This is a genomic window from Psychrobacter sp. UBA3962 (genome assembly GCF_002385225.1).
GTDB lineage: Bacteria > Pseudomonadota > Gammaproteobacteria > Pseudomonadales > Moraxellaceae > Psychrobacter.
This window is the reverse complement of the sequence record NZ_DGDC01000027.1, coordinates 14,275-34,862: the sequence shown is the minus strand read 5'-3', so window position 1 is coordinate 34,862 and position 20,588 is coordinate 14,275. Positions and strand designations below refer to the sequence as shown.

At 42.2% G+C, this 20,588-nt stretch carries 18 protein-coding genes and 1 rRNA gene; 8 read left to right on the top strand and 11 right to left on the bottom strand.

Annotated features, from left to right (window positions below; genetic code table 11):
• The first annotated feature begins 95 nt into the window (after positions 1 to 95).
• A 5S ribosomal RNA gene (rrf, locus tag B3S92_RS07100) occupies positions 96 to 209 on the top strand.
• Between the two features lie 103 nt (positions 210 to 312).
• Here the strand turns inward: rrf and B3S92_RS07095 are convergent.
• Positions 313 to 588 (bottom strand): DUF1289 domain-containing protein, encoded by a 276-nt coding sequence (locus tag B3S92_RS07095; RefSeq protein WP_296204297.1) that lies wholly within the window; start codon positions 586 to 588, stop codon positions 313 to 315.
• Positions 589 to 772: 184 nt separating this feature from the next.
• Between B3S92_RS07095 and B3S92_RS07090 the strand changes: the two genes are divergently transcribed.
• The 3 genes from B3S92_RS07090 (at position 773) to B3S92_RS07080 (ending at position 4,130) form a co-directional block, all read left to right on the top strand.
• Positions 773 to 1,399, top strand: a complete 627-nt coding sequence (locus B3S92_RS07090; RefSeq protein ID WP_296204294.1) for a YqiA/YcfP family alpha/beta fold hydrolase — start codon at positions 773 to 775, stop codon at positions 1,397 to 1,399.
• A gap of 129 nt (positions 1,400 to 1,528) precedes the next feature.
• Positions 1,529 to 3,418, top strand: a complete 1,890-nt coding sequence (gene parE, locus B3S92_RS07085) for a DNA topoisomerase IV subunit B (protein ID WP_296204291.1) — start codon at positions 1,529 to 1,531, stop codon at positions 3,416 to 3,418.
• Positions 3,419 to 3,464: 46 nt separating this feature from the next.
• Complete coding sequence (locus B3S92_RS07080) at positions 3,465 to 4,130, top strand: lysophospholipid acyltransferase family protein (protein ID WP_296204289.1); 666 nt, start codon at positions 3,465 to 3,467, stop codon at positions 4,128 to 4,130.
• Between the two features lie 142 nt (positions 4,131 to 4,272).
• On the opposite strand, the gene B3S92_RS07075 is transcribed toward B3S92_RS07080, so the two are convergent.
• Positions 4,273 to 4,950, bottom strand: coding sequence for an SDR family NAD(P)-dependent oxidoreductase (locus tag B3S92_RS07075; RefSeq protein WP_296204288.1), 678 nt, complete (start codon positions 4,948 to 4,950; stop codon positions 4,273 to 4,275).
• 208 nt (positions 4,951 to 5,158) lie between these two features.
• Positions 5,159 to 6,730, bottom strand: coding sequence for a mechanosensitive ion channel (locus B3S92_RS07070; protein ID WP_296204286.1), 1,572 nt, complete (start codon positions 6,728 to 6,730; stop codon positions 5,159 to 5,161).
• Positions 6,731 to 7,406: 676 nt separating this feature from the next.
• Here B3S92_RS07070 and B3S92_RS07065 point away from each other — a divergent pair.
• Positions 7,407 to 8,165, top strand: coding sequence for an FKBP-type peptidyl-prolyl cis-trans isomerase (locus B3S92_RS07065; RefSeq protein ID WP_296204283.1), 759 nt, complete (start codon positions 7,407 to 7,409; stop codon positions 8,163 to 8,165).
• A gap of 82 nt (positions 8,166 to 8,247) precedes the next feature.
• Here the strand turns inward: B3S92_RS07065 and argA are convergent, their stop codons facing one another.
• Entirely contained in the window at positions 8,248 to 9,570 is a 1,323-nt protein-coding gene (gene argA / locus B3S92_RS07060) for an amino-acid N-acetyltransferase (protein WP_296204281.1), read from the bottom strand.
• Positions 9,571 to 9,950: 380 nt separating this feature from the next.
• Between argA and B3S92_RS07055 the strand changes: the two genes are divergently transcribed.
• Positions 9,951 to 10,532: a hypothetical protein gene (locus B3S92_RS07055; protein WP_296204278.1), complete on the top strand. Its 582-nt coding sequence runs from the start codon at positions 9,951 to 9,953 to the stop codon at positions 10,530 to 10,532.
• 138 nt (positions 10,533 to 10,670) lie between these two features.
• On the opposite strand, the gene B3S92_RS07050 is transcribed toward B3S92_RS07055, so the two are convergent.
• Both B3S92_RS07050 and B3S92_RS07045 read right to left on the bottom strand, forming a co-directional pair.
• The gene (locus tag B3S92_RS07050) at positions 10,671 to 11,666 is read right to left on the bottom strand and encodes a patatin-like phospholipase family protein (RefSeq protein ID WP_296204276.1); all 996 of its coding nucleotides are present in this window, start codon (positions 11,664 to 11,666) and stop codon (positions 10,671 to 10,673) included.
• On the bottom strand, positions 11,656 to 12,546 hold the full coding sequence (locus B3S92_RS07045) for a CBS domain-containing protein (RefSeq protein WP_296204273.1): 891 nt from the start codon (positions 12,544 to 12,546) through the stop codon (positions 11,656 to 11,658). Before B3S92_RS07045 ends, B3S92_RS07050 begins: the two co-directional genes overlap by 11 nt.
• Before the next feature lie 184 nt (positions 12,547 to 12,730).
• Between B3S92_RS07045 and B3S92_RS07040 the strand changes: the two genes are divergently transcribed.
• Positions 12,731 to 13,942 carry a DUF4105 domain-containing protein gene (locus B3S92_RS07040; RefSeq protein ID WP_296204272.1) on the top strand — a complete coding sequence of 404 codons (1,212 nt, stop codon included), beginning with the start codon at positions 12,731 to 12,733 and terminating at the stop codon, positions 13,940 to 13,942.
• A 26-nt stretch (positions 13,943 to 13,968) separates the two neighbouring features.
• Here B3S92_RS07040 and B3S92_RS07035 read toward each other — a convergent pair whose 3' ends face one another.
• The 3 genes from B3S92_RS07035 to B3S92_RS07025 form a co-directional block, all read right to left on the bottom strand.
• A complete protein-coding gene (locus tag B3S92_RS07035; RefSeq protein ID WP_296204270.1) occupies positions 13,969 to 14,676 on the bottom strand; it encodes a metal-dependent hydrolase in 708 nt (235 codons plus the stop codon).
• 269 nt (positions 14,677 to 14,945) lie between these two features.
• Positions 14,946 to 15,239, bottom strand: a complete 294-nt coding sequence (locus B3S92_RS07030) for a 4a-hydroxytetrahydrobiopterin dehydratase (RefSeq protein ID WP_077451020.1) — start codon at positions 15,237 to 15,239, stop codon at positions 14,946 to 14,948.
• Positions 15,240 to 15,393: 154 nt separating this feature from the next.
• Entirely contained in the window at positions 15,394 to 15,675 is a 282-nt protein-coding gene (locus B3S92_RS07025; RefSeq protein ID WP_296204267.1) for a GNAT family N-acetyltransferase, read from the bottom strand.
• Positions 15,676 to 16,050: 375 nt separating this feature from the next.
• Between B3S92_RS07025 and ettA the strand changes: the two genes are divergently transcribed.
• Positions 16,051 to 17,712: an energy-dependent translational throttle protein EttA gene (gene ettA / locus B3S92_RS07020; RefSeq protein WP_296204266.1), complete on the top strand. Its 1,662-nt coding sequence runs from the start codon at positions 16,051 to 16,053 to the stop codon at positions 17,710 to 17,712.
• Between the two features lie 119 nt (positions 17,713 to 17,831).
• On the opposite strand, the gene B3S92_RS07015 is transcribed toward ettA, so the two are convergent.
• A complete protein-coding gene (locus B3S92_RS07015) occupies positions 17,832 to 18,077 on the bottom strand; it encodes a YheV family putative metal-binding protein (protein WP_296204263.1) in 246 nt (81 codons plus the stop codon).
• Between the two features lies 1 nt (position 18,078).
• Positions 18,079 to 20,223, bottom strand: a complete 2,145-nt coding sequence (locus tag B3S92_RS07010) for a M3 family metallopeptidase (protein WP_296204261.1) — start codon at positions 20,221 to 20,223, stop codon at positions 18,079 to 18,081.
• Positions 20,224 to 20,588: the final 365 nt, after the last annotated feature.

Genomic DNA, 20,588 nt, shown 5'->3' with positions numbered 1-20,588 from the left:
TCGATATCATCCTGATAATAGTGATTCAGGTTCTGATATAATAGTCAAACAAAGTTAAGTTAATCCTTAACACAACTCATATCTATACCCCCTTTGCTGACGACAATAGCACGATGGAACCACCTGATCCCTTCTCGAACTCAGAAGTGAAACATCGTTGCGCCAATGGTAGTGTGGTTCGCCCATGTGAGAGTAGGTCATCGTCAGCTCCCTATACCCTAAAAGCCCCCGTAACTTAAGTTACGGGGGCTTTTTCCTTTGCATTCAATTTTAAAGAACGAATGTCAGGTTGCTGTAGATTTTTTTGGTTTACTACTGAGGCGAGTTATTGAACAAACTGTCTATCTCTAAATTTTCCTCAAAATCTATTTCCATTTGCTGCCTTTGACGACTACGCATCTGTTCGATCCGCTTCCGACGTCCTACAATCAGCCTCAAAACCTCTCGTTTTTCTTCATTGGTCATTCTTAGCCACAGTTGTCGCTCTTGACGGCTACGTAAGCAGCCAAAGCAATAGCCCTTCTTATTACTTTGGCAAACCCCCACACAGGGGTTATCGATTTCGAATAGCTCAATTTGATTAAACATTAGCTTTATACCATCCCTAGATCACAGCTAAATAAGTGATCTGACTTAAGCCGCTAGCCATTCATTTACAGTCCATAGCCCATAGTAGAATAACCTTTTATGATTTAATCAATTTTAGCATGATTCCTTTCGCACTTTCATTCGTGATAATCTTGCTTAAACCGTTAAAAATAAAGGATTGGAAATGAGAATAATATATGTTCATGGTCTTGATAGCACAGCAAATTCGGTAAAAGGTGTTTTGCTCGAGAAATATTGCAAAGCTCATCATCCTGATGTTGAAGTTATCAGACCGGATTTGAATGAAGCCCCTAATAAGGTGTTTGATCGACTGTGTGTATTGGTACAGCAAGGGCAGAGGGCAAATGATAAGGTGGTAATAATGGGCAGCTCTTTAGGTGGCTATTTTGCTAGTCTAGTGAGTAATGAGACCGGTTGCCCTGCTGTGTTGCTAAACCCCAGCACCCAGCCTCATATTAGCTTACAGCGCTTCGTTGATGACCAAGTGATCGATACTATCGCTTGTGACGATGGTGCTTCTCCAGTGATTTATCGAACCACTGGGGGCTGGGCAATGACCTTGCAGGACTTAGATTGGTTTGCCGCTCATAAATTGCAGCAGATAACTTATCCCGAGAAGGTATTTGCAGTAATTAAACAAGGAGATGAGTTACTAGATCCAAAAGTAGCTGCTGATTTTTATCAGCCTCGAGGGGTAGAGGTGGCTTTACAATTTGGAGGTGACCATCGTATGACCGATTTTGAGCAACAACTACCCCTGATTATGAAGCGTCTATTGTCTCAGGGCTAACCAGTGTTACTAACTGATTTTCTTTACGTCACTTGCTGTCGTTAATACGTTTGCTAATCCCCTATGCATTCCGATATTAGTTATAATATGGCTCATAATTAAAAGCTTAATTAAGCAAAGGATATTATTGTGAGTAATTACACAGCACAGTCGCTTGAAGTTTTAGAAGGTCTTGAGCCGGTACGTCGCCGTCCTGGTATGTACACCGATACCACCCGTCCTAATCACTTGGCACAAGAGGTGATAGACAACTCAGTGGACGAGGCTTTAGCGGGTCATGCTAAAACGATCAAGGTGCAACTGCATGAGGATGGTTCATTGTCAGTAGAAGATGATGGACGCGGAATGCCCACAGATATTCATCCTGAGTTTAAACAAACGGGTATTGAGATTATTTTAACCCGGCTACATGCTGGCGGTAAGTTTAACACCAGTAATTATCAGGTTTCTGGCGGATTACATGGGGTGGGTATTTCCGTAGTTAACGCCCTATCAAAACGAGTTGAAGTTACCGTTTGGCGTGATGGCACCCAGTACGATATTGCCTTTGAAAATGGGGTGCCTGTCACCAAATTAGTCGAATCAGTGAGCTCTAACAAGCGCAAAAAAGGAACCAAGGTTCGTTTTTGGATTGATGAGACCTTTTTTGACACCCCTAAATTTAGCGTCAAACAGCTTAAGCATAACTTGAAGGCAAAAGCGGTGTTAGCAGCCGGTCTAACGATAGAGTTTTATGATGAAGCCAATAAAGACAAAGTAGTCTGGCAGTTTACCGATGGCGTGGTTGAATATCTTAATGAGCAACTTGATGGGTTAGAGACCCTACCGCCTGAGCCGTTTTATTTCTCTTATGAGGCCAAAGAAGGAGAGCGTTCTGGGGTTACTTTTGCCTTATCATGGCTACCTGAAGGGGGCAACCCTATTCAAGAAAGCTACGTTAACCTGATTCCTACGGCCCAAGGAGGGACTCATGTTAATGGCCTCCGAACCGGTATTTTAGAAGCCTTACGTGAGTTCTGTGAAATTCACAATTTACTGCCCCGTAATGTAAAACTAACCGGAGAAGATGTCTGGGATGGGGTGAACTATATTTTATCTCTTAAGTTCTCAGAGCCTCAGTTTTCAGGTCAGACCAAAGAGCGTCTATCGAGTCGAGAGGCGGCAGGGGCAGTACAGGCACAAGCCAAGGATGCCTTTAGCTTGTGGTTAAACCAACACGCTGAATTAGGCGCACAAATTGCAGAATTAGCCATCTCTAAGGCTGGCAAACGTTTGAAGTCAGCTAAAAAAGTGGCTCGTAAAAAGATTACTCAAGGCCCAGCATTGCCAGGTAAATTAGCGGATTGCCGAGGCGGCGTAAGAGAAGGGGCTGAGTTGTTTTTGGTAGAGGGTGACTCAGCCGGTGGGAGTGCCAAACAGGCCCGTGATCGTCATTTTCAGGCTATTTTGCCCCTGCGTGGTAAGATTCTGAATACTTGGGAAGTCTCCCCTGATACCGTGCTTTCAAGCCGTGAGATTCATGACATCGCTATTGCTATTGGGGTAGATCCCGCCTCCGATGATTTGTCAGAGCTGCGTTACGACAAGATTTGTATTTTGGCCGATGCCGATTCTGATGGTCTGCATATTGCGACCTTAATTTGTGCCCTATTTGTTAAACATTTCCCAGCATTAGTTGATGCAGGTCACTTGTTTGTAGCGATGCCGCCCTTATATAGGATTGATATAGGCAAAGAAGTTCACTATGCACTTGATGAAAGTGAGCTTGAGCATATATTAAGTAAGGTGCCTGGCAATAAAAAACCACAGATTACTCGATTTAAAGGGTTGGGTGAGATGAGTGCCGAGCAGCTGCGTGAAACCACTATGAATCCAGACACCCGTAGATTGGTGCAACTGGATATGGATGATATGCAGTTGACCAACAGTGTTATGGATATGTTGTTGGCGAAGAAAAGAGCCGCTGATCGTAAAACCTGGCTAGAGAGTAAGGGAGATCTTGCTGAGATTACGGTTTAAGCTAGCACCAATCAGTTTAAAAAATTAAATGTAGGGACACAACTTAATGTCTAATAATGATATATCCAAAAATACCCCAGCAGCTAAGTTAAAGCAGCTGACCCATAAAAGCTTAGGCGATAAGGTACCAAGACGTGGAGGGAGTATTTCACCACCTATTGCTCGGCGTTTGTTTAAGCTTTTGGGCTGGAAAGCGGTCGGTGAGATTCCTAACGTACCAAAAGCGGTCTTTTTGGCGCTACCACACACCTCAAATTTTGATGGGTTATATGCGATACCTTTGATCTTAGGTTTAGACTTAGACATTAATATTATGGGTAAAGACAGTTTGTTTAAGTACCCTATATTGGCTCGCTTCTTTAAATGGGCCGGCATTATTCCTATTAACCGCAGTAAAAGAGGTACGGTGTTACAAGCGAGTATTGATCGCTTAAAGTCGAGTGATTCCCTGTATTTGGGATTAGCGCCAGAGGGGACTCGAGACTACACAGATAAATGGAAGACAGGATTTTATTACATTGCTGATGGCGCTCAGGTGCCTATTATTCCAGTAGCTATGGATTATAAAACCAAAGAGATTCGATTTTTAAAGCCGGTGTATACCACAGGGGACTATGACAAAGATGTGATGAAAATTGTTGAGCAATATAAAGGCGTAGTGCCTAAGTATCCAGAAAAAATGTCAAAGCCTTTAAAAGATATCAACAAATAAACTTAGGATGCTACGACTCTTTTAATCGATTTAGTGCTAAAAAAAGACCCCTCTAAATACAGAGGGGTCTTTTTTTGTCCCAACAAATAAAAACAATGAAAATTTAAGGGGTAATACAAAGCAGTTACTTAGATAAAATGGCCTAGTTAGATAAAGACAAACCGCCATCAACAGCCAGTGTCGCTCCAGTAATCATACAGGCATCATTACTGGAGAGAAATAAGATGGCTTCAGTAATCTCGCTCATTTCGACCAATCTACCGAGCGTGCTTTGATCAATAAAAAGTTTCACATTATCGACATCATCACTGTCCTCGGTTGTTAGACCAGCATGTACCCCATTGACCCTTATTCCTTGCGGTCCTAGCTTGTAAGCTAGTTGTTTATTGTATTTCTCTAACTCGGTTTGAGTCTGTTTATAACCTTCTATCGACCAACTGGTACTGGTATCGGACAATAAAGACACATTGACGATACTGCCTTTTGTTTTTGACAACTCTGTAAGCAGGGCCTGACTAAATTTAATCTCAGTATTAATACTTATCACAGTATCAATTCTATTATATTTTTCTACAATATGTGAGACCAGCCTTTCACTGTGCTCTTCATTGGTAATATCACCAGTTACTGCTAAATGGTTGCCGCTGTTGATCCAAGTATGGTCTTCAGGAAGCTCACTAGCGATGTATTCAAGTACCTTGCTATTGCTACCTATTAATACAACATTGCCGCCTTCTCGGGCTATTTTTAGCGCGGTGACTCGGCCTATGCTAGAGTCTGCACCGGTAATAACAATAACCTTGTCATTGAATCGCTTCATATCCTTTTAACCTGTATATTTAAAGTTTTAATAGTGTCTATGATTTTGACAAGAAAAGAAGGTTATAGCAACCATCATATTAAGGGTTTAAGTAACGGTACAAATTGGAGTAAAAATCTTCTAAATATCGCTTTGACATGAAAAAAGGCAGCCTCGAAAGGCTGCCTTTAATGGAACTATAATGACTTACTACTAGAGAACCAATTAATTATTGATCATCTGAGTTAGGGATTGAAGGCTCATCACCTGAAATGGTAGTGATAGAAGGCTCTTTACCTGTCTCTTTTGCAGTATTAGAAATCGCTTTCTCAACTTTTGCTTTTTCAGCTTCAGTTTCTGCTTTGTCTTGCAGCTTACGTAAGAAGCGAGCAGCGGCTTCTTGACCACCAAGACCGAACGATAGAGCGAAGGCAACAGCCACAGCACCCAAAGTAAGACCAAAGGCTAAGTTCACGATTGAATCTGCAATACCCATCGCTTTTAGACCCATTGCAAGCACAAGGCCCATAATAAGGACGCGAACGATGTTGGCTAAAAACTGTGAACCTTTATCAGAACGCTCAACCACACCAGCGATGATGTTGGCTAACCAGAAGCCGATGAACAGGATAATAGCGCCTAAGATAATGTCAGCACCAAATGCAATGAACATAGTGATAATGCCACTGATTTGTTCAAAGCCTAGTAAGTCTGCAGATAAAATACCAGCAAACAACATAGCAAAGAAGATGATGGCATAACCAACAAGATCTGAAACTTGAGTCTCACCCATTGCACTGTCTAGACCCACCTTAGCAGGAAGGGCATTAATGGTAGTGTTTTCAAGCAAACCTTTAACCACGTTAGCCACCATTTTCATGATGTAGTAAGTGATGATTAAGATGGCAGCCGCAGTAAAGATGTTTGGCAGCGCACTCATAATCTTGTTCAGCATGTTAGTAGCTGGACGAGAGATCACTTCGATATTTAGTGCATCTAGAGCGATAATTGTGGTTGGAATGATTACCAATAAAAAGGCTAGAGAACCTGCAATGTTAGGTAGGCTGTTTTCACGGTTATTACTAATACCCGCTTTTTCAGCAAAGCCTTGTAGGTTTAGGCTTGTTACCATATTGGCTACGATACCGCGGACAATTTTTGCCACGATATAGCCCACAAAGAACACAACACCAGCCATGAATAGATTAGGGATATAGCCGATCGCTTTGTTCAACATATTAGTTAATGGAGCAAATAAACCATCTAACTGTAGTTGACCCAATACGATAACTAAAACAAACAGCAGGATAACCCAGTAAACCATATCAGCAATGGTATTGCTCATAGGTTGTACACCGGCTTCAGCACTTAATTTTTCATCAAGTGTTGTCTTAGACAAAGCGGCATTGATAGCAGTGCGAGCTACTGTAGCTACTACCCAACCAATCACACCAATAATAACCGCACCGATAAGTGTCGGAATGAAAGATAAGACACTATCAATCATATTGGCAAATGGAGCAGAGATAGCATTTAAGCTAAGCATACTTAATGCACCAGAAATGGCCATTAAGAATACAAACCAGAAAACGACTTTTGAAATTATGTTTTCAAGGTCGTAGGCTTTACCTGTCGAAGTATTCATACGTTGGTTTAAATTAACGCGGGCTAGCAAATTGCGTACCACACCGGCCAGTGCCATAGCAATTAACCAACCGATAACGAATACCAAAATGGCTGCGATAATCGAGCCAATTGGTCCGCCTAAGTTGCTATTAAACCAAACAAACATGTTGTCCATGCTGTTTCTCCTATAATGTAATTCAATAAATGGGTCGATAAACAAACCCGGTATCTACTTTTGTATTTTTAAGTTTAAGTATTCAAATAAGCTGGCGTAACTAGGCTATTAAAAAGTAAATTTTTAATTCTAATGAGCTAAATAAACTACAGCTTACAAGTTTTACAGCGAAAAATGTTGATTTTATTAAAAAATCTTTTTACACCAGTTAATAAGCCAAAGCCTTTTGCCTCTTATGGCATCTAGCGGTGACTTAGGTCTAGCATAAAATAAAGTTAGTTGACGAAACCACTTTATCGGATTAGACAGCAATAATAAATAGCTTTTATTCATAAAAATTTAAAGTTATGTGAGAAGTTGTGACATATCCCAAGTTTATTAACGTTTTCTATACAGTATAAGCACAAAGTAAAAGCGGTTCATGGTGATTAATCTACAATTTTGCTACTATGTGCTCCAATATTATAAGAAACATATAAAGTCATTTTTATTACAATTGTCCTGTGATACTTTTTACGATAACCGTTAAAATAGCAGGATTAAGTGAAAACACAGTCAGCTATAGAAATTGATTGTAGAAAACATAATCTCTTAGCAGTTGATTTAAATATTAGTCCGCTTTATTAGCTGATTATTCCCACTAAAAAAGTTACTCCCACTACAACAGAGTTTATATATGAATAAAGTAATGATCCCTAAGTTTTTAGCAGTAGCCCTAGCCAGTACGCTTGCTTTTGGTTGTGCCAACAACGGCAATAAATCTGACCAAAACAGTTCAAGTTCAACGGTTACTGAAAAGAGTACTGACCTTGAAAAAGTAGGTTACAGCATCGGTTATGCTACTGCCGAAAGTTACAAAGAGTCATTAGATGATTTAAACCTAGATACCTTTGAGATGGGTTTTCGCGATGCGTATGACGGCAAAGAAGCGGTTTTAACCAAAGAGCAAATGCAAGAGGTTATGACCAAGTACGAAGAAAAGAAACAAGCTGAAATGATGGAGAAGATGAAGCAAGATGCAGTCACCAATAAAGCAGCGGGTGATAAATTCTTAGCAGAAAATGCCAAAAAAGAAGGCGTGAAAAACACAGCTTCTGGTCTACAGTATAAAGTGCTTAAAGCAGGGACAGGTAAGCCGGTTGCTGGTAGCGAAATGGTTAAAATCAACTATGAAGGTAAGCTGCTTGATGGGACCGTTTTTGATAGCTCATATGACAGAGGGGAGCCAGTTATATTCCCGGTAGAGGGAATGATTCCAGGCTTTACTGAAGGTTTGAAGCTGATGAAAGAGGGTAGTACTTATGAGCTATACATTCCAGCGGATTTGGCTTATGGTGAAACAGGTAATGCCGGTATTGATCCTAACAGCACGTTAATCTTCAAAGTAGAAATGATTGAAGTTAACCCTAAGATGCCTGAGCAACCTGCTCAATAAAAGCATTGCCAACTAAATTGTAATGCTCATAAAAAAACACCTGCTTTTACAGCAGGTGTTTTTTTTGGCTAGAAACTAGGGATTACAGTTTCTTTTTGAAAACTTTAGAGTTGCGGCCGTTATGGTAAGTGGTGCGGCGAGGCTCGGGTAGAGCGTCTGCATCGACTTCGACAAAACCTTGTTCAACGAACCAGTGCGCTGTCCGAGTGGTCAAAGCAAATAGGTGGTGACGACCATGACTGCGGGCCTGCTGTTCTAAAAAGGCCAATAAATCAGCGCCACGACTGCCATTACGATAGTCGGGATGGATCGCAATAGAGGCGACCTCAGCCGAATCTTCATCTAGGGGATATAGGGCAGCACAGCCTAAGATCATACCGTCACGTTCAATGACACTATAAAACTCAATCTCTTGTTCTAAACGTTCACGAGAACGCTGTACTAAGATGCCTTGCTCCTCTAAAGGAGATAGCAATTCAATCAAGCCCACCACATCATCAATGGTGGCTCGGCGGATTTCTTCATAAGGATCGTGGCTGATTAGAGTGCCAGAACCATCGCGGGTGAACAGCTCTTCTAATAAAGCACCGTCTTGAGCGTAAGAGATGATGTGAGTACGGTGAATGCCTTCGCGACAAGCTTGGGCAGCACAGTGTAGGAAATAATAAATCTCACGATCTAGATCGCGATCTCTTAAGAAGCGGTCCACTTCATTTGGAATCATAGCATGAAGCAGACGACCTTCTTCATTGATGCCTGTTTCACTGCCTAAGAAGATCAGCTTATCGGCATTAAGTGCCACGGCAGCTTTTAAGGCCACATCTTCACCCAGCAGGTTGAAAATCTCGCCAGTAGCAGAGTAGCCCATTGAGCCTAAAATCACTATATGATTATGAAGTAAGTTGTTTTTGATGGCCTCTACATCAATAGAGCGCACTTCCCCTGTCATTTGGTAGTCAACCCCATCTCTGACCCCATAAGGTCTCGCTGTGACGAAGTTACCGGATACGGCATCAATACGCGAGCCATACATTGGGGAGTTGGCCAGACCCATAGAAAGCTGGGCTTCAATTTGTAGGCGAATGGCACCCACAGCTTCTAAAATAGTAGGCATGGCTTCACGAGGCGTGACACGAATGTCTTTATGCAAAGGAGAGTCAATGCCAAGTTGGGAAAGGTTTTTTTCAATCTGTGGACGAGCGCCATGGACTAAGACCAGCTTAATACCTAAGCTATGCAGTAACGCAAAGTCATGAATTAAGTTGCTAAAATTAGGATGGTTGACCGCCTCACCGCCAAACATAACGACAAATGTTTTACCCCTATGGGTGTTAATATATGGAGCGGAATTACGGAACCAATGGACATAGTCAGGAGTTATTTGTGGCATAGCAGTGTCATTCATATTAAATATCACAATAGGCTTAAGGCGAATAGTAAGAAAATATACGCTTTTACGATAGCAAAAAATGCCAACTTGGGCTATCTTTATTTTACTAATCAAAGTGAAGCAACTGACTTGATACAGCTTAATACAGACAGTTACGCCAATTTATTGCATACTAGCTGTTTTGAATTTGCTGTTAAATTTATATTGAAGTTGTTTGTATAACTTGAAGAGATAGAGTCCGTCAGCTAATCTCACTTTATTGACCAAGAATGATACGGACAAAATGGGCATAAGGTCTTTAGGGTAGCCATACTGTGGCTGGCATGGCTAAGGACTCAATTGTATACTGATTTTATCAACACTTTATAACCCCACATAAAAAGGAAAGGTATCTTATGAAATTTCATGCTTCAACTCCCGCTAAATTGGCTTCTAAGCTAGCTAGTAAGACTGCTATTGCCTCATTAATGCTGGCAGGTGGTCTAAGCGCCCAAGCGATGTTACCGACGCCAGAGCCTGAAATGAGCAATCCAAGCAATGCCCAAAATGCTGCGGTTATGCAGCAAGGTCAAACCAATCAGGCCGGTAAGCTAACTACTAAGACGGTAGCTGCCTTAGTGAGTGTTGATGCCCAAGGTCAACCTGCTTTAAAGCCTATCGATGCCAATACTCGTTTAAGAAAGGGTAATGTGATTGAGTATCATAGCTACTTCACCAATAGCAGCTCAGATCGTATGCGCAATATGGTGGTAACGATGAGTATCCCTGAAGAGGTGAAGCTGGTGGGTAAACTTTCTCCAGAGACGGCTTATGCAAGTGTTGATGGTCAGAACTTCAGTCATGTTCCATTACGCGCTCGTATTGATGGTCAAATGCAAGATGTGCCTCTTGAGTTCTATAAGCACGTACGTTGGAACATCGAAGGCTTAGGTCAAAATGAAACCGCAGTGGTTAAGTACCGTGCTGTGGTTCGTTAATTTAGGAAAAATCCTTACTAAGGATTAAGTGCTAAGGATTAAGCAATTAACGCTGAATCTAAAAGAGGCCCACAAATTGTGGGCCTCTTTTTTAGTTAAGCAAAGTTTGTTTAGAGTTTATCTTAGACAGAACATCGCTTATTGCTGATAGTATTCGGCCTGAGCTTTTGCAATGGCAGCTTTAATTGCGGGTAATTTTTGTTCAGTGGCTTTGACCCCTGCAGCGATCGCTTGTTCACGATTTACGGTGATAATAGAGCTTATATTACTAACCTCAGGACGAATAACGACATCAGCTCGAGCTATCTCAGCATTATTGATAGCTTCATAATTCTGGGTATAAGGACCAGAGTTATTGCTAATAGCAGAGCTATTATTCCTATAGCCACTATAGCCTTGTTCAATAAGCGACCAGATACTCTTATTGGACGCGGTTGCAGTTTGAGAGGTATTGCCGGCTTGCAAATCTACAGCAATAATCAGGTCTGCTCCTAAGGCTTTAGCCGCATCAACTGGGACCATGCTGACCACACCCCCATCGATGTATTTTTTGCCTATTTGTCCAGAGGTTTTTGGATCAGGAATACGAGGGGCTATAAATACATTCGGCACACTGCTAGAAGCTTGTACTATTAAGCCGGCTTCTCCTTCAGTAAACACCGCTTTTTTTAGGCTATTTTTCTCAGCGGCTACCGCTGCAAAGCAAATAGGAAAGGCTTGAATCGGCTTATTATTGACCTGGGTATTAACAAAGCTGCGAAGCTTTTGACCCTCGATAATCCCTTGGTAAGACAGGGTAAAGTCAGTCAGCTCACTATCTGCTGTGGTCACAGCGATAGCTTCTAACTCAGCTGCTGATTTGCCACTGGCATAAATACTACCCACAAAGCTCCCGACACTGGTACCAACCACTAAATTTGGCGTGATGTGGTTTGCTTCTAGCGCTTTAATCACCCCCACATGGGCATAACCCTTTGCACCGCCACCGCCCAAGACTAGGGCAATGACCGGAGCAGTCGGCCGAGAGCTAGCACCTTTTGGTTGGGAATCGGTGGCTAGGCTGCTACAGCCGTTTAATAGTAATGCCGAGAGCCCCAACCAAGCTAGGTGAGGGGCGACGTAGTTAGTCCTCATTGTATAAATCTTCAGCCACAGGAGTTAATTCAAGCAGTTTAATAAATCGACCTTCAACATCAAGGATTGAAATATTCCAGCCTTGAGTAACCACCTGTTCGCCTTTTAGGTCGCCCACATAACCAAGCTCCTGCATGACTAGGCCGCCCATAGTATCGACATCGGTATCATCAAAATTGGTGTGTAGCTCCTCATTACAGTCTTCAATTAAAGTAGAGGCTTGTACAATCCAAGTATTGGGTTTTTCTGGATGCAGAATGATATTGTTAATATCACTGTCTTCGTCGAAATCGTCATGTTCATCGACAATATCACCAACAATTTCTTCCAGTAAATCTTCCATAGTGACCACACCCACCATGTTACCGAACTCATCTACCACCACGGCCATATGTACTTGGGTCCGCTGTAAGGAGCGTAATAAGGTGTCTGAGCGTGCCGTTTCACTGATATATAGGGGTTGACGTACCAATGACTTTAAGCGAAAAGAAGTATCAACCCCTTCTTCTTGGCGAATGGTATTAACCAATAACGGGATTAAGTCTTTTGCCAATAAGATGCCGATGACAGCGTCATCGTCCTGGCTGTCAAATACTGGATAACGGGAATGATTGGTTTCCATAATCATATCCATGATATCGCCTAACGTGTCATGTTCACGGACCCCTTCCACTTGTGGCCGTGGGGTCATAATTTCACGAACTTGAGTAGCAGGCAAATCCAGCACACCTTCAAGCATATCTACGGTATCAGGCTCTAAAAACTGATGCGAATCTTGTACCAGTTTTATCAACTCATCACGAGTTTCAGGGGCAGTGTTTAACCAGCGCTTTAGGCCTCGCATCGACCAGCTGGCTGTGCCAGAATTGTCATCAGACATGGGGGGAGTATCACCTCGTATGGTTATTTAGTTGCTCTCACTTTATCCCAAGGAAGATTTATATTCAACGCCAAACCCCAATATTTTAATGCCTATTTTGTATTGTCCCTGTGTTGCATAATTTGCTAAGTTATATCGACTAAAATACACTTACCCCAATAAAGCTTTTGGGGCAACCATACTTATGTCAAATAACAGCACACTTAGTAATAAAAACAATACCTTACCTTCTTCTAGTACAGCCTCGCCTGGTGCAGCAAAAAAAGCTGTGGCTATCACGGCTAAGATTTTATTTTCCTTAATTCTATTAATAGCGTCTTTATGGGCAGGGCTTATATTTTGGGTGCATTTAGCAGATTATCCAATTTTACGTGGCATAACCTTAGTCCTCATTGCAGCCCTTGGCCTTATCACTTTAAGAGCCAGCTTAACTCAAAACTTATATTGGCAAAGATGGCTGGCAGGATTTGTCTCGTTAGCAGCGTTATTGGCCATTTGGTTTGCCTGGTTACCCCCCAAACAAGACCGACCCTGGATGCCGGAAGTCAGCCAAGTCTTACAGTTTAGCCAAAGCCAGAGTAATCCTAATTTAATTACCTTGCACAACGTACGAGACTTTGACTGGGAGCGAGCACCTGGGGCCGAGAAGCTGGTGCAGCCAACACAGCCTTACTACTACAAAGCGGTAGAAAAAGGCGGCCAAGATGTGGTAGTGAATGAGCGCTGGAGCGAACGAACAGTTGATCTTAGTAAGCTTAGCGGTGTAGATATCATTAACTCTTATTGGATGGGAGAGCAGATTGGACATACCTTATTAAGCTTTCGATTTGAAGATGAGCGGCCGTTGAGTTTTTCAATTGAGATACGCAAAGAAGAAGATGAGTCTTTTTCCGCTTTTGGGGGCTTTGTAAAGCAATTTGAGATGGCGGTTGTTGCCTCAGAAGAAAGAGACATTGTCTACACTCGCAGTAATGTACGCGGTGAGCAAGTCTATATGTTTCCTATCCAAGGCTTAAGTCAGGCACAAGTGCAGCAACTGTTTAGGGCTTATTTAGAGCAAGCAAAACAGCTGCAACAAGCGCCTAAGTGGTATAACACTTTAATCAGAAACTGTACTACGGTTATTTTTGATATGGCCCGTGCCATTGATGCGACGGACTTTCCTTGGGATTATCGAATCTTGATGTCAGGCTATGTGCCAAACTATTTATATGATCAAGGACTGCTTCCTGAACAGCTCGATGGAAAAGATCATCAATGGGATAAGGAGCAGTGGTATATCAATGCGCATATTAACCCTAAAGTGGCTAACTTTAGCTTTGAGGACAACCAAGATCTAGACGCCTATCCAGAAAAAGTGCGTCAAGGACTGCCCCAGCCTAAGTTGATGCCTTAGTGCATCAGCTTAAATTTAGCTTGAGCCTAGCGCATTAGTACCTCGGGTAGTAAGGAGTCCTTAATTAACCACCAAGTAATGGGGTCATTAATCTTACGAAAGAAGGGGTCAAAAGGGGGTGCAATAAAAATAAACATCAGTAAGATGGCATACAGACCAAGGTAGTAGTAGCGCTGCGAGTCTTTATAAAACTTCATCGCTGTTCCTGAAGAGCGTTTCAAACGGCGATTAAGTAAGTCGACACTATAAGCTTCATCCAATCCTAGGTGAATCATTGAGCCTATAAATAAGAATGCCCCATAAAACCAGCTTACTATCGACGAGGTATCTAAAAGATAGTAGTTAACACAGGTAAGACTCAGTGCCAATACCAACATATAAGGTACAGAATGAATAATGCCGCGGTGTACTGTGAGCTTGGTAAAGATCGAAAAAACCACGTAGCGCATTATCAAATAACCCACTACCCAAAGCAGTATCATAGACAGCAGCGACAACTCGCTGCGCCAATGGATAATTAACGCAAACCCTGTAGCCAATGAGGCTAAGTCAAACCCCATTTTTATGGGGATAGAATTATCTGAGTCAATGTCAGGAAGCAAGCCACCAACGGTGCCGGCTAAGACACATAGTAAAAACTCGTTTGCGTTTACCAAACCTGCTTTATAGGTCACTAAGCCCAAAATCCCACTGACTGCAAAGCCGCCAGTGAGGTGGGTTCTAAAATTTGCCACGTATTGTTAACCTACTGATTGTCTAAATAAAATGAATTGAATTGTGTTGCCTTAAGGGTAATGCATTTAATGACTAATAATCCCAACAATAAGATAGGCAGCTATCGTGGTAGTGAAAGCTGCCTATTTGCTTATTTAGTGGGATGTGAGCTGACGAGCTAGGTTGCCTTTTTAAGTTAAGCCATGAACCAAGCTAAATTAAGCCATGAGCTAAGCTAAAAGCCACTTTAAAGGTGAGTAGCAGATTTCGATCAGCTCAGTGCTATAGCTTAAAAAGTCTTCTGTTGTAAGATCTCTTCCATGCGCTTAGCCAAACGAATATCATGGCTTGAGATGCCATTTAAGTCATTGGTCGTTAGGCGCACGTGAACTTCATTATAAATGTTGGTCCACTCTGGATGGTGCTCTAGTTCTTGGGCTCGAAAAGCAGCCTGAACCATAAAGCTCATCGCTTCTACAAAGTCATGGAAAATAAAGGTCTTAATAATAGCATTACCTTCTTTGCGCCAGCCTTCTAAACTCTGCAACTGTAACTCTACTTGAGCGTCGGTGAGATGGCTCATAAAGCCCTCCTAAATAAGTCAAAAATATGGTTAGAATCATATAGCAGAGCACTGCTAAAACAGTCTCTAGTATATTATATATTTTATGCAGATTGTGAGGTCTAAGTATTTGTCATTACTTAAACTTTTTATCAGCTCTTTTAATTTAATAAGCTTATTTTAATAGGTCTTTATATTCTTCATGCTTATCAATGTAGGAGGCCACAAAGGAGCATTGTGGGACCACCTTTTTGTTTTCACTACGGGCATAATCTAGCGCATGCTTAACCAATGCTGACCCCACTCCTTTACCGCCAAGCTCCGTAGGAACAACGGTGTGATCATAAACGAGGCTATCACCTTGATCTTGATAACTAATAAAACCAGTAGAACCCTCAATTGTAGCTTCAAAGCAGTTTTTATTAGTATTATGAGTGATATTAATAGGTTGTTTCATAAATGACTCCTTAATGAATTAAGTCGGCTTACTCATAGTCTTTATAGGGTTAATTGTTTTTGTATGTTTTTAACACATAAAGAGTAGTGAGTTAGCCGTTTTCTAATAGGTATATAGGTAATAATCACTTTAGCATAAACCACTGAAAATCATGCAGTATATTGTTATAACTTTTGGACGCTAACGTAAACCAGAGTCGGCTTATAGCGTTAAGTGAATGATAACCCTCAATAAGCTACTTAATAGCAGTAAAATCACAACATAAGATGATAACTGTAGGCCAATATGCGATAATGCTAGGTAATTCTATATTCTATTTTTAATAGTTTTTTTAATTGCTTTTTTATAAGGCCTAACAATGATAATGGAGTCTTAATGGCACAATATATTTATACCATGAACAAGGTTTCAAAGATTATTCCGCCTAAGCGTGAAATCTTAAAAGACATTAGCTTGTCTTTTTTCCCTGGCGCTAAAATCGGGGTTTTAGGGATTAACGGAGCGGGTAAATCGACCTTATTACGTATTATGGCGGGCGTGGATACTGAGTATAGTGGTGAAGCACGTGCGCAGCCAGGTATTAAGATTGGGTATCTGCCACAAGAGCCGCAGCTGGACAACAGCAAAGATGTGCGTGGCAACGTTGAAGACGGTATGCGTGAAGCCCTAGATGCGCTAGCGCGTCTTGATGAAATCTATGCTGAATATGCCGCTCCTGATGCTGACTTTGATAAGTTGGCTGAAGAGCAAGGTAAGATGGAAGACATCATCCAAGCTTGGGATGCGCATAACTTAAATACCCAGCTTGAAAAAGCGGCGGATGCGCTACGTCTGCCACCTTGGGATGCTGATGTCAGCAAACTATCAGGGGGTGAGAAGCGTCGTGTGGCACTTTGTCGCCTATTGTTATCACGTCCTGACATGCTACTTCTTGACGAACCTACTAACCACTTGGACGCTGAGTCTGTAGCGTGGCTAGAGCAGTTCTTGAAGAACTTTAGCGGTACTATCGTTGCCATTACTCACGATAGATACTTCCTTGATAACGTGGCTGAGTGGATTCTGGAGCTTGACCGCGGTTATGGCTACCCTTATGAAGGTAACTACACTGAGTGGCTAGAGCAGAAGAATAAACGTCTTGAAGAGCAGCAGAAGCAAGAAGAGTCATTTGCTAAAGCGCTTAAAAAAGAGCTTGAGTGGGTACGTAAAAATCAAAAAGGTCAGCAGGCTAAGTCTAAGTCTCGTATTCAGCGCTTTGAAGAGCTTAACTCAAAAGAATTCCAGCAACGTAACGAAACTTCAGAAATCTATATTCCGCCTGGTCCTCGCTTAGGTAACAAAGTGATTGAGGTAAACAATATCTCAAAATCCTTTGGTGACCGTCTATTGTACGAAAACCTTAGCTTTAACGTTCCACCAGGGGCTATTGTAGGTATCATTGGTCCTAACGGTGCGGGTAAAACCACACTGTTTAACATGATGACGGGCCTCGATAAACCAGACACAGGCACAGTAGAGCTCGGTGAGAGTGTAAAAGTCGCTTATGTCGGTCAGGTGCGTGATAATCTAGATGATAGCAAGACTGTTTGGGAAGAAGTTTCTGATGGTCTGGATATCATTAAAGTGGGTGATTATGAAACGCCAAGCCGCGCTTACATTGGCCGCTTTAACTTTAAAGGCCAAGATCAGCAAAAGCTGGTAGGTAATCTATCGGGTGGTGAGCGTAACCGTCTGCAGTTAGCAAAAACGCTAAAACAGGGCGCCAACGTTATCTTACTGGATGAGCCATCAAACGACCTAGACGTAGAAACTCTACGTGCACTTGAAGATGCAATTCAGGTGTTCCCAGGCTCAGTATTGGTTGTATCGCACGACCGCTGGTTCCTTGACCGTATTGCTACGCACATCCTTGCATTCGAGCCAGAAGGCCCAGTATGGTATGACGGTAACTACTCAGAGTACGAAGCTTATCGTAAGAAAACTTTGGGTGACGATGCGGGACCTAAACGCATGAAGTACAAAAAAATCACAAGCTAATTTTAAGGTCTGAAAAACCTAAAGCTTGATTAAGCCTTTGCTTGAGTCCTTTATAATTAACAATAAAAAAATCCAGATACTAAAGTTAGTATCTGGATTTTTTATGGCTAATATTTAATCTAGTCTAAAAACTTAACCGTACCTGAAGTTCCGGTGGACATGGCATCATTGGCTAAGTTATTTTTCTCTATGATCTCTTCAGGATCAGGCCGTCTTTCGATGTGTCCACACTGAGTACATTCGATGTATTCATCGGCTTCGGGTTCAAATATTTGAACCTGAACCACGGCATCCATGGTCTGACATTTTGGGCAACTCACGCCCGCTAAAAACTGTCTTTTTGGTCGAGTAGATTGATAGCGCATTTTAAGCCACCTCCTCATTTTCAACGAAACCGCCATGGCGAAGTAGGGCCTCAATACTGGCTTCGCGGCCTCTGAAATTCTCAAAGTTGGTCTTGGCGGGCAAGCTACCTCCCACAGCTAAGATATTGTCACGGAAAGCCTGGCCTGTGTCGGCATTAAATATGCCTTCTTCTTCAAAGCGACTAAAGGCATCGGCAGACAACAACTCTGCCCACTTGTAAGAGTAATATCCGGCTGCATACCCGCCTGCGAAGATATGGCTAAAGCCGTTCGCAAAGCGGTTGTAATCTGGTGTCTCCATGACAGCCACATCTTGACGCACTTTATCTAAGGTGGTCAAAATACCTTGATAATCAGGGGCAGGGGATTTGGCATGCAGTAATAAATCAAATAAGGCGAACTCAATTTGACGCAAGGTCTGCATCCCACTTTGGAAGTTCTTGGCCGCAAGCAGTGCTTCAAGCTGTGATTTAGGTAAAGGCTCACCGCTATCAACATGAGCACTAATTAGGGCAATACCTTCTGAATCCCAAGCCCAGTTTTCTAGGAACTGGCTAGGCAGTTCAACCGCATCCCACTCCACGCCATTGACGCCGGCCACATCGCTAATGCTTACTTCGGTCAATAGATGGTGTAGACCATGGCCAAACTCATGGAATAAGGTTAATACTTCATCATGGGTTAATAAGCTTGGCTTATCGGCAGTGGGTGGCGTGAAGTTACCGACCATAAAGCAAACAGGCAACTGGCTATAGGCCTTATCTGAATCACCTGCATACTCATAACGGGCTTGAAATCCGCTCATCCAAGCGCCGCCACGTTTACCGGTGCGGGCGTATAAATCGAAGTAGAAGCCACCGATGAGACTGTCATCTTTATCAAACAGCTGATAAAAACGCACATCTTCATGCCATAGAGCTACTTTATCGGACTGCTCGACGGCACGAACGCCGAACAGCTTGTTCACAATACTAAATAGTCCATCAATGACTTTAGGCAGGGGGAAATAAGGGCGGATTTCTTCTTGCGATAAATTAAACTGGGCTTGTTTTACTTTTTCTGCCAGATAAGCGGTATCCCAAGGCTCAATATTATCAATACCATGAGCTTTTGCTTCTGCTTTTAACTGCTCCAGATCACGCTTGGCGGCAGGAGTGGCTTTTTTAGCTAAGTCTCGTAAAAAGCCTTCCACTTGTTCGACACTGTCTGCCATCTTGCGAGACAGAGATACTTCGGCATAATTGTTAAAGCCCAGTAGCTCAGATTTTTTGGCTCGAAGGGCCAAAATGTCAGCCATGACTTGGCTGTTATCTAAAGACTCTTGTTTGCTATTTTTATGATTATCAAGCTCTGAAGCACGAGTAACATAGGCTTTATACAAAGTCTCACGCAGATTGCGGTCATCAGCATGGGTCATCACTGCCAAATAGACGGGAATATCTAGCGTGGCCACATAGTCAGGCTTATCTTCTACCGGCTTCCCAGCTTCTGACTGCTTAGCCATATACTGCTCAGCAGCTGCTTTTAGCATGGCCAGCCCACTTTCGGTAATACCAGCAAGCTGTGCTTCTTTTAAAGGCAAGGCATAGGCTTGAGTGGCATCCAAAATATTGTCCGAAAACTTAGCGGATAAGGTCGATAACTGACTTTGAATGTCAGCATAGTCGCTTTGTTTGTCAGCATCTAACGCCACCCCAGACAGCTCAAAACTTTGAATGGCAAGTTCTATGGCTCGCTTGCGGGCAGGCTCTAAGCTAGCAAAGAATTCGCTGTCATTTTTAATGGTTTGATAGCGGGTATATAGCGGTTTGTTTTGACCCACACGAGTACCAAAAGCTGACAATAAGGGCAGTATCTCATGGTGAACTTCGCGAATGGCATCATTACTCATGACGCTATTTAGATGAGACAAAATACCCCAGCTACGATCTAAGCCCAGTCCAATATGATCAAACTCAATTATGTCTGATAAGGCCTGCTGTGCTTGTTTAGGAGACTCTGTCTCGTTATCTAGGCCATCTAGAAAAGTATTGCCTGCTTCTATGGCTTTCTGTACCTGCGCTTTGATTTGCTCAGGACTGACTTGATTAAAATTGACCAACTTTAAATTTGGATCCATCTCTGTAACTTGCGAAGGGGTTTGCATAAATAAGTCCATAATTATAAAAAGTGAAGGTACTAATAACTATTGTGTCTAAGTCTCAATATTGCAAGCCAATTATGGCTTACTCACCAATCTAGAACAGTCTTTATTAACTTTAGGAAGCTATCCTTTTTAGGAGCAATCTTGTGTTGGAGGCTATTCATCTTACGCCCGTTAAAATTTGTTACATAACAATGACAAGAACCGACAATAACCATATAGTAAGTATGGAATTCTATTGGTAATATAGGGTTATAAATAGAATTTAATGTGACTTAAAAAAGAACTGCCAATAACTAAAATATTACGGTAGTTACAGTCAATAAAAATCCTATATAGTAGTAGCTGGCCATAGATAGAACGTTTAA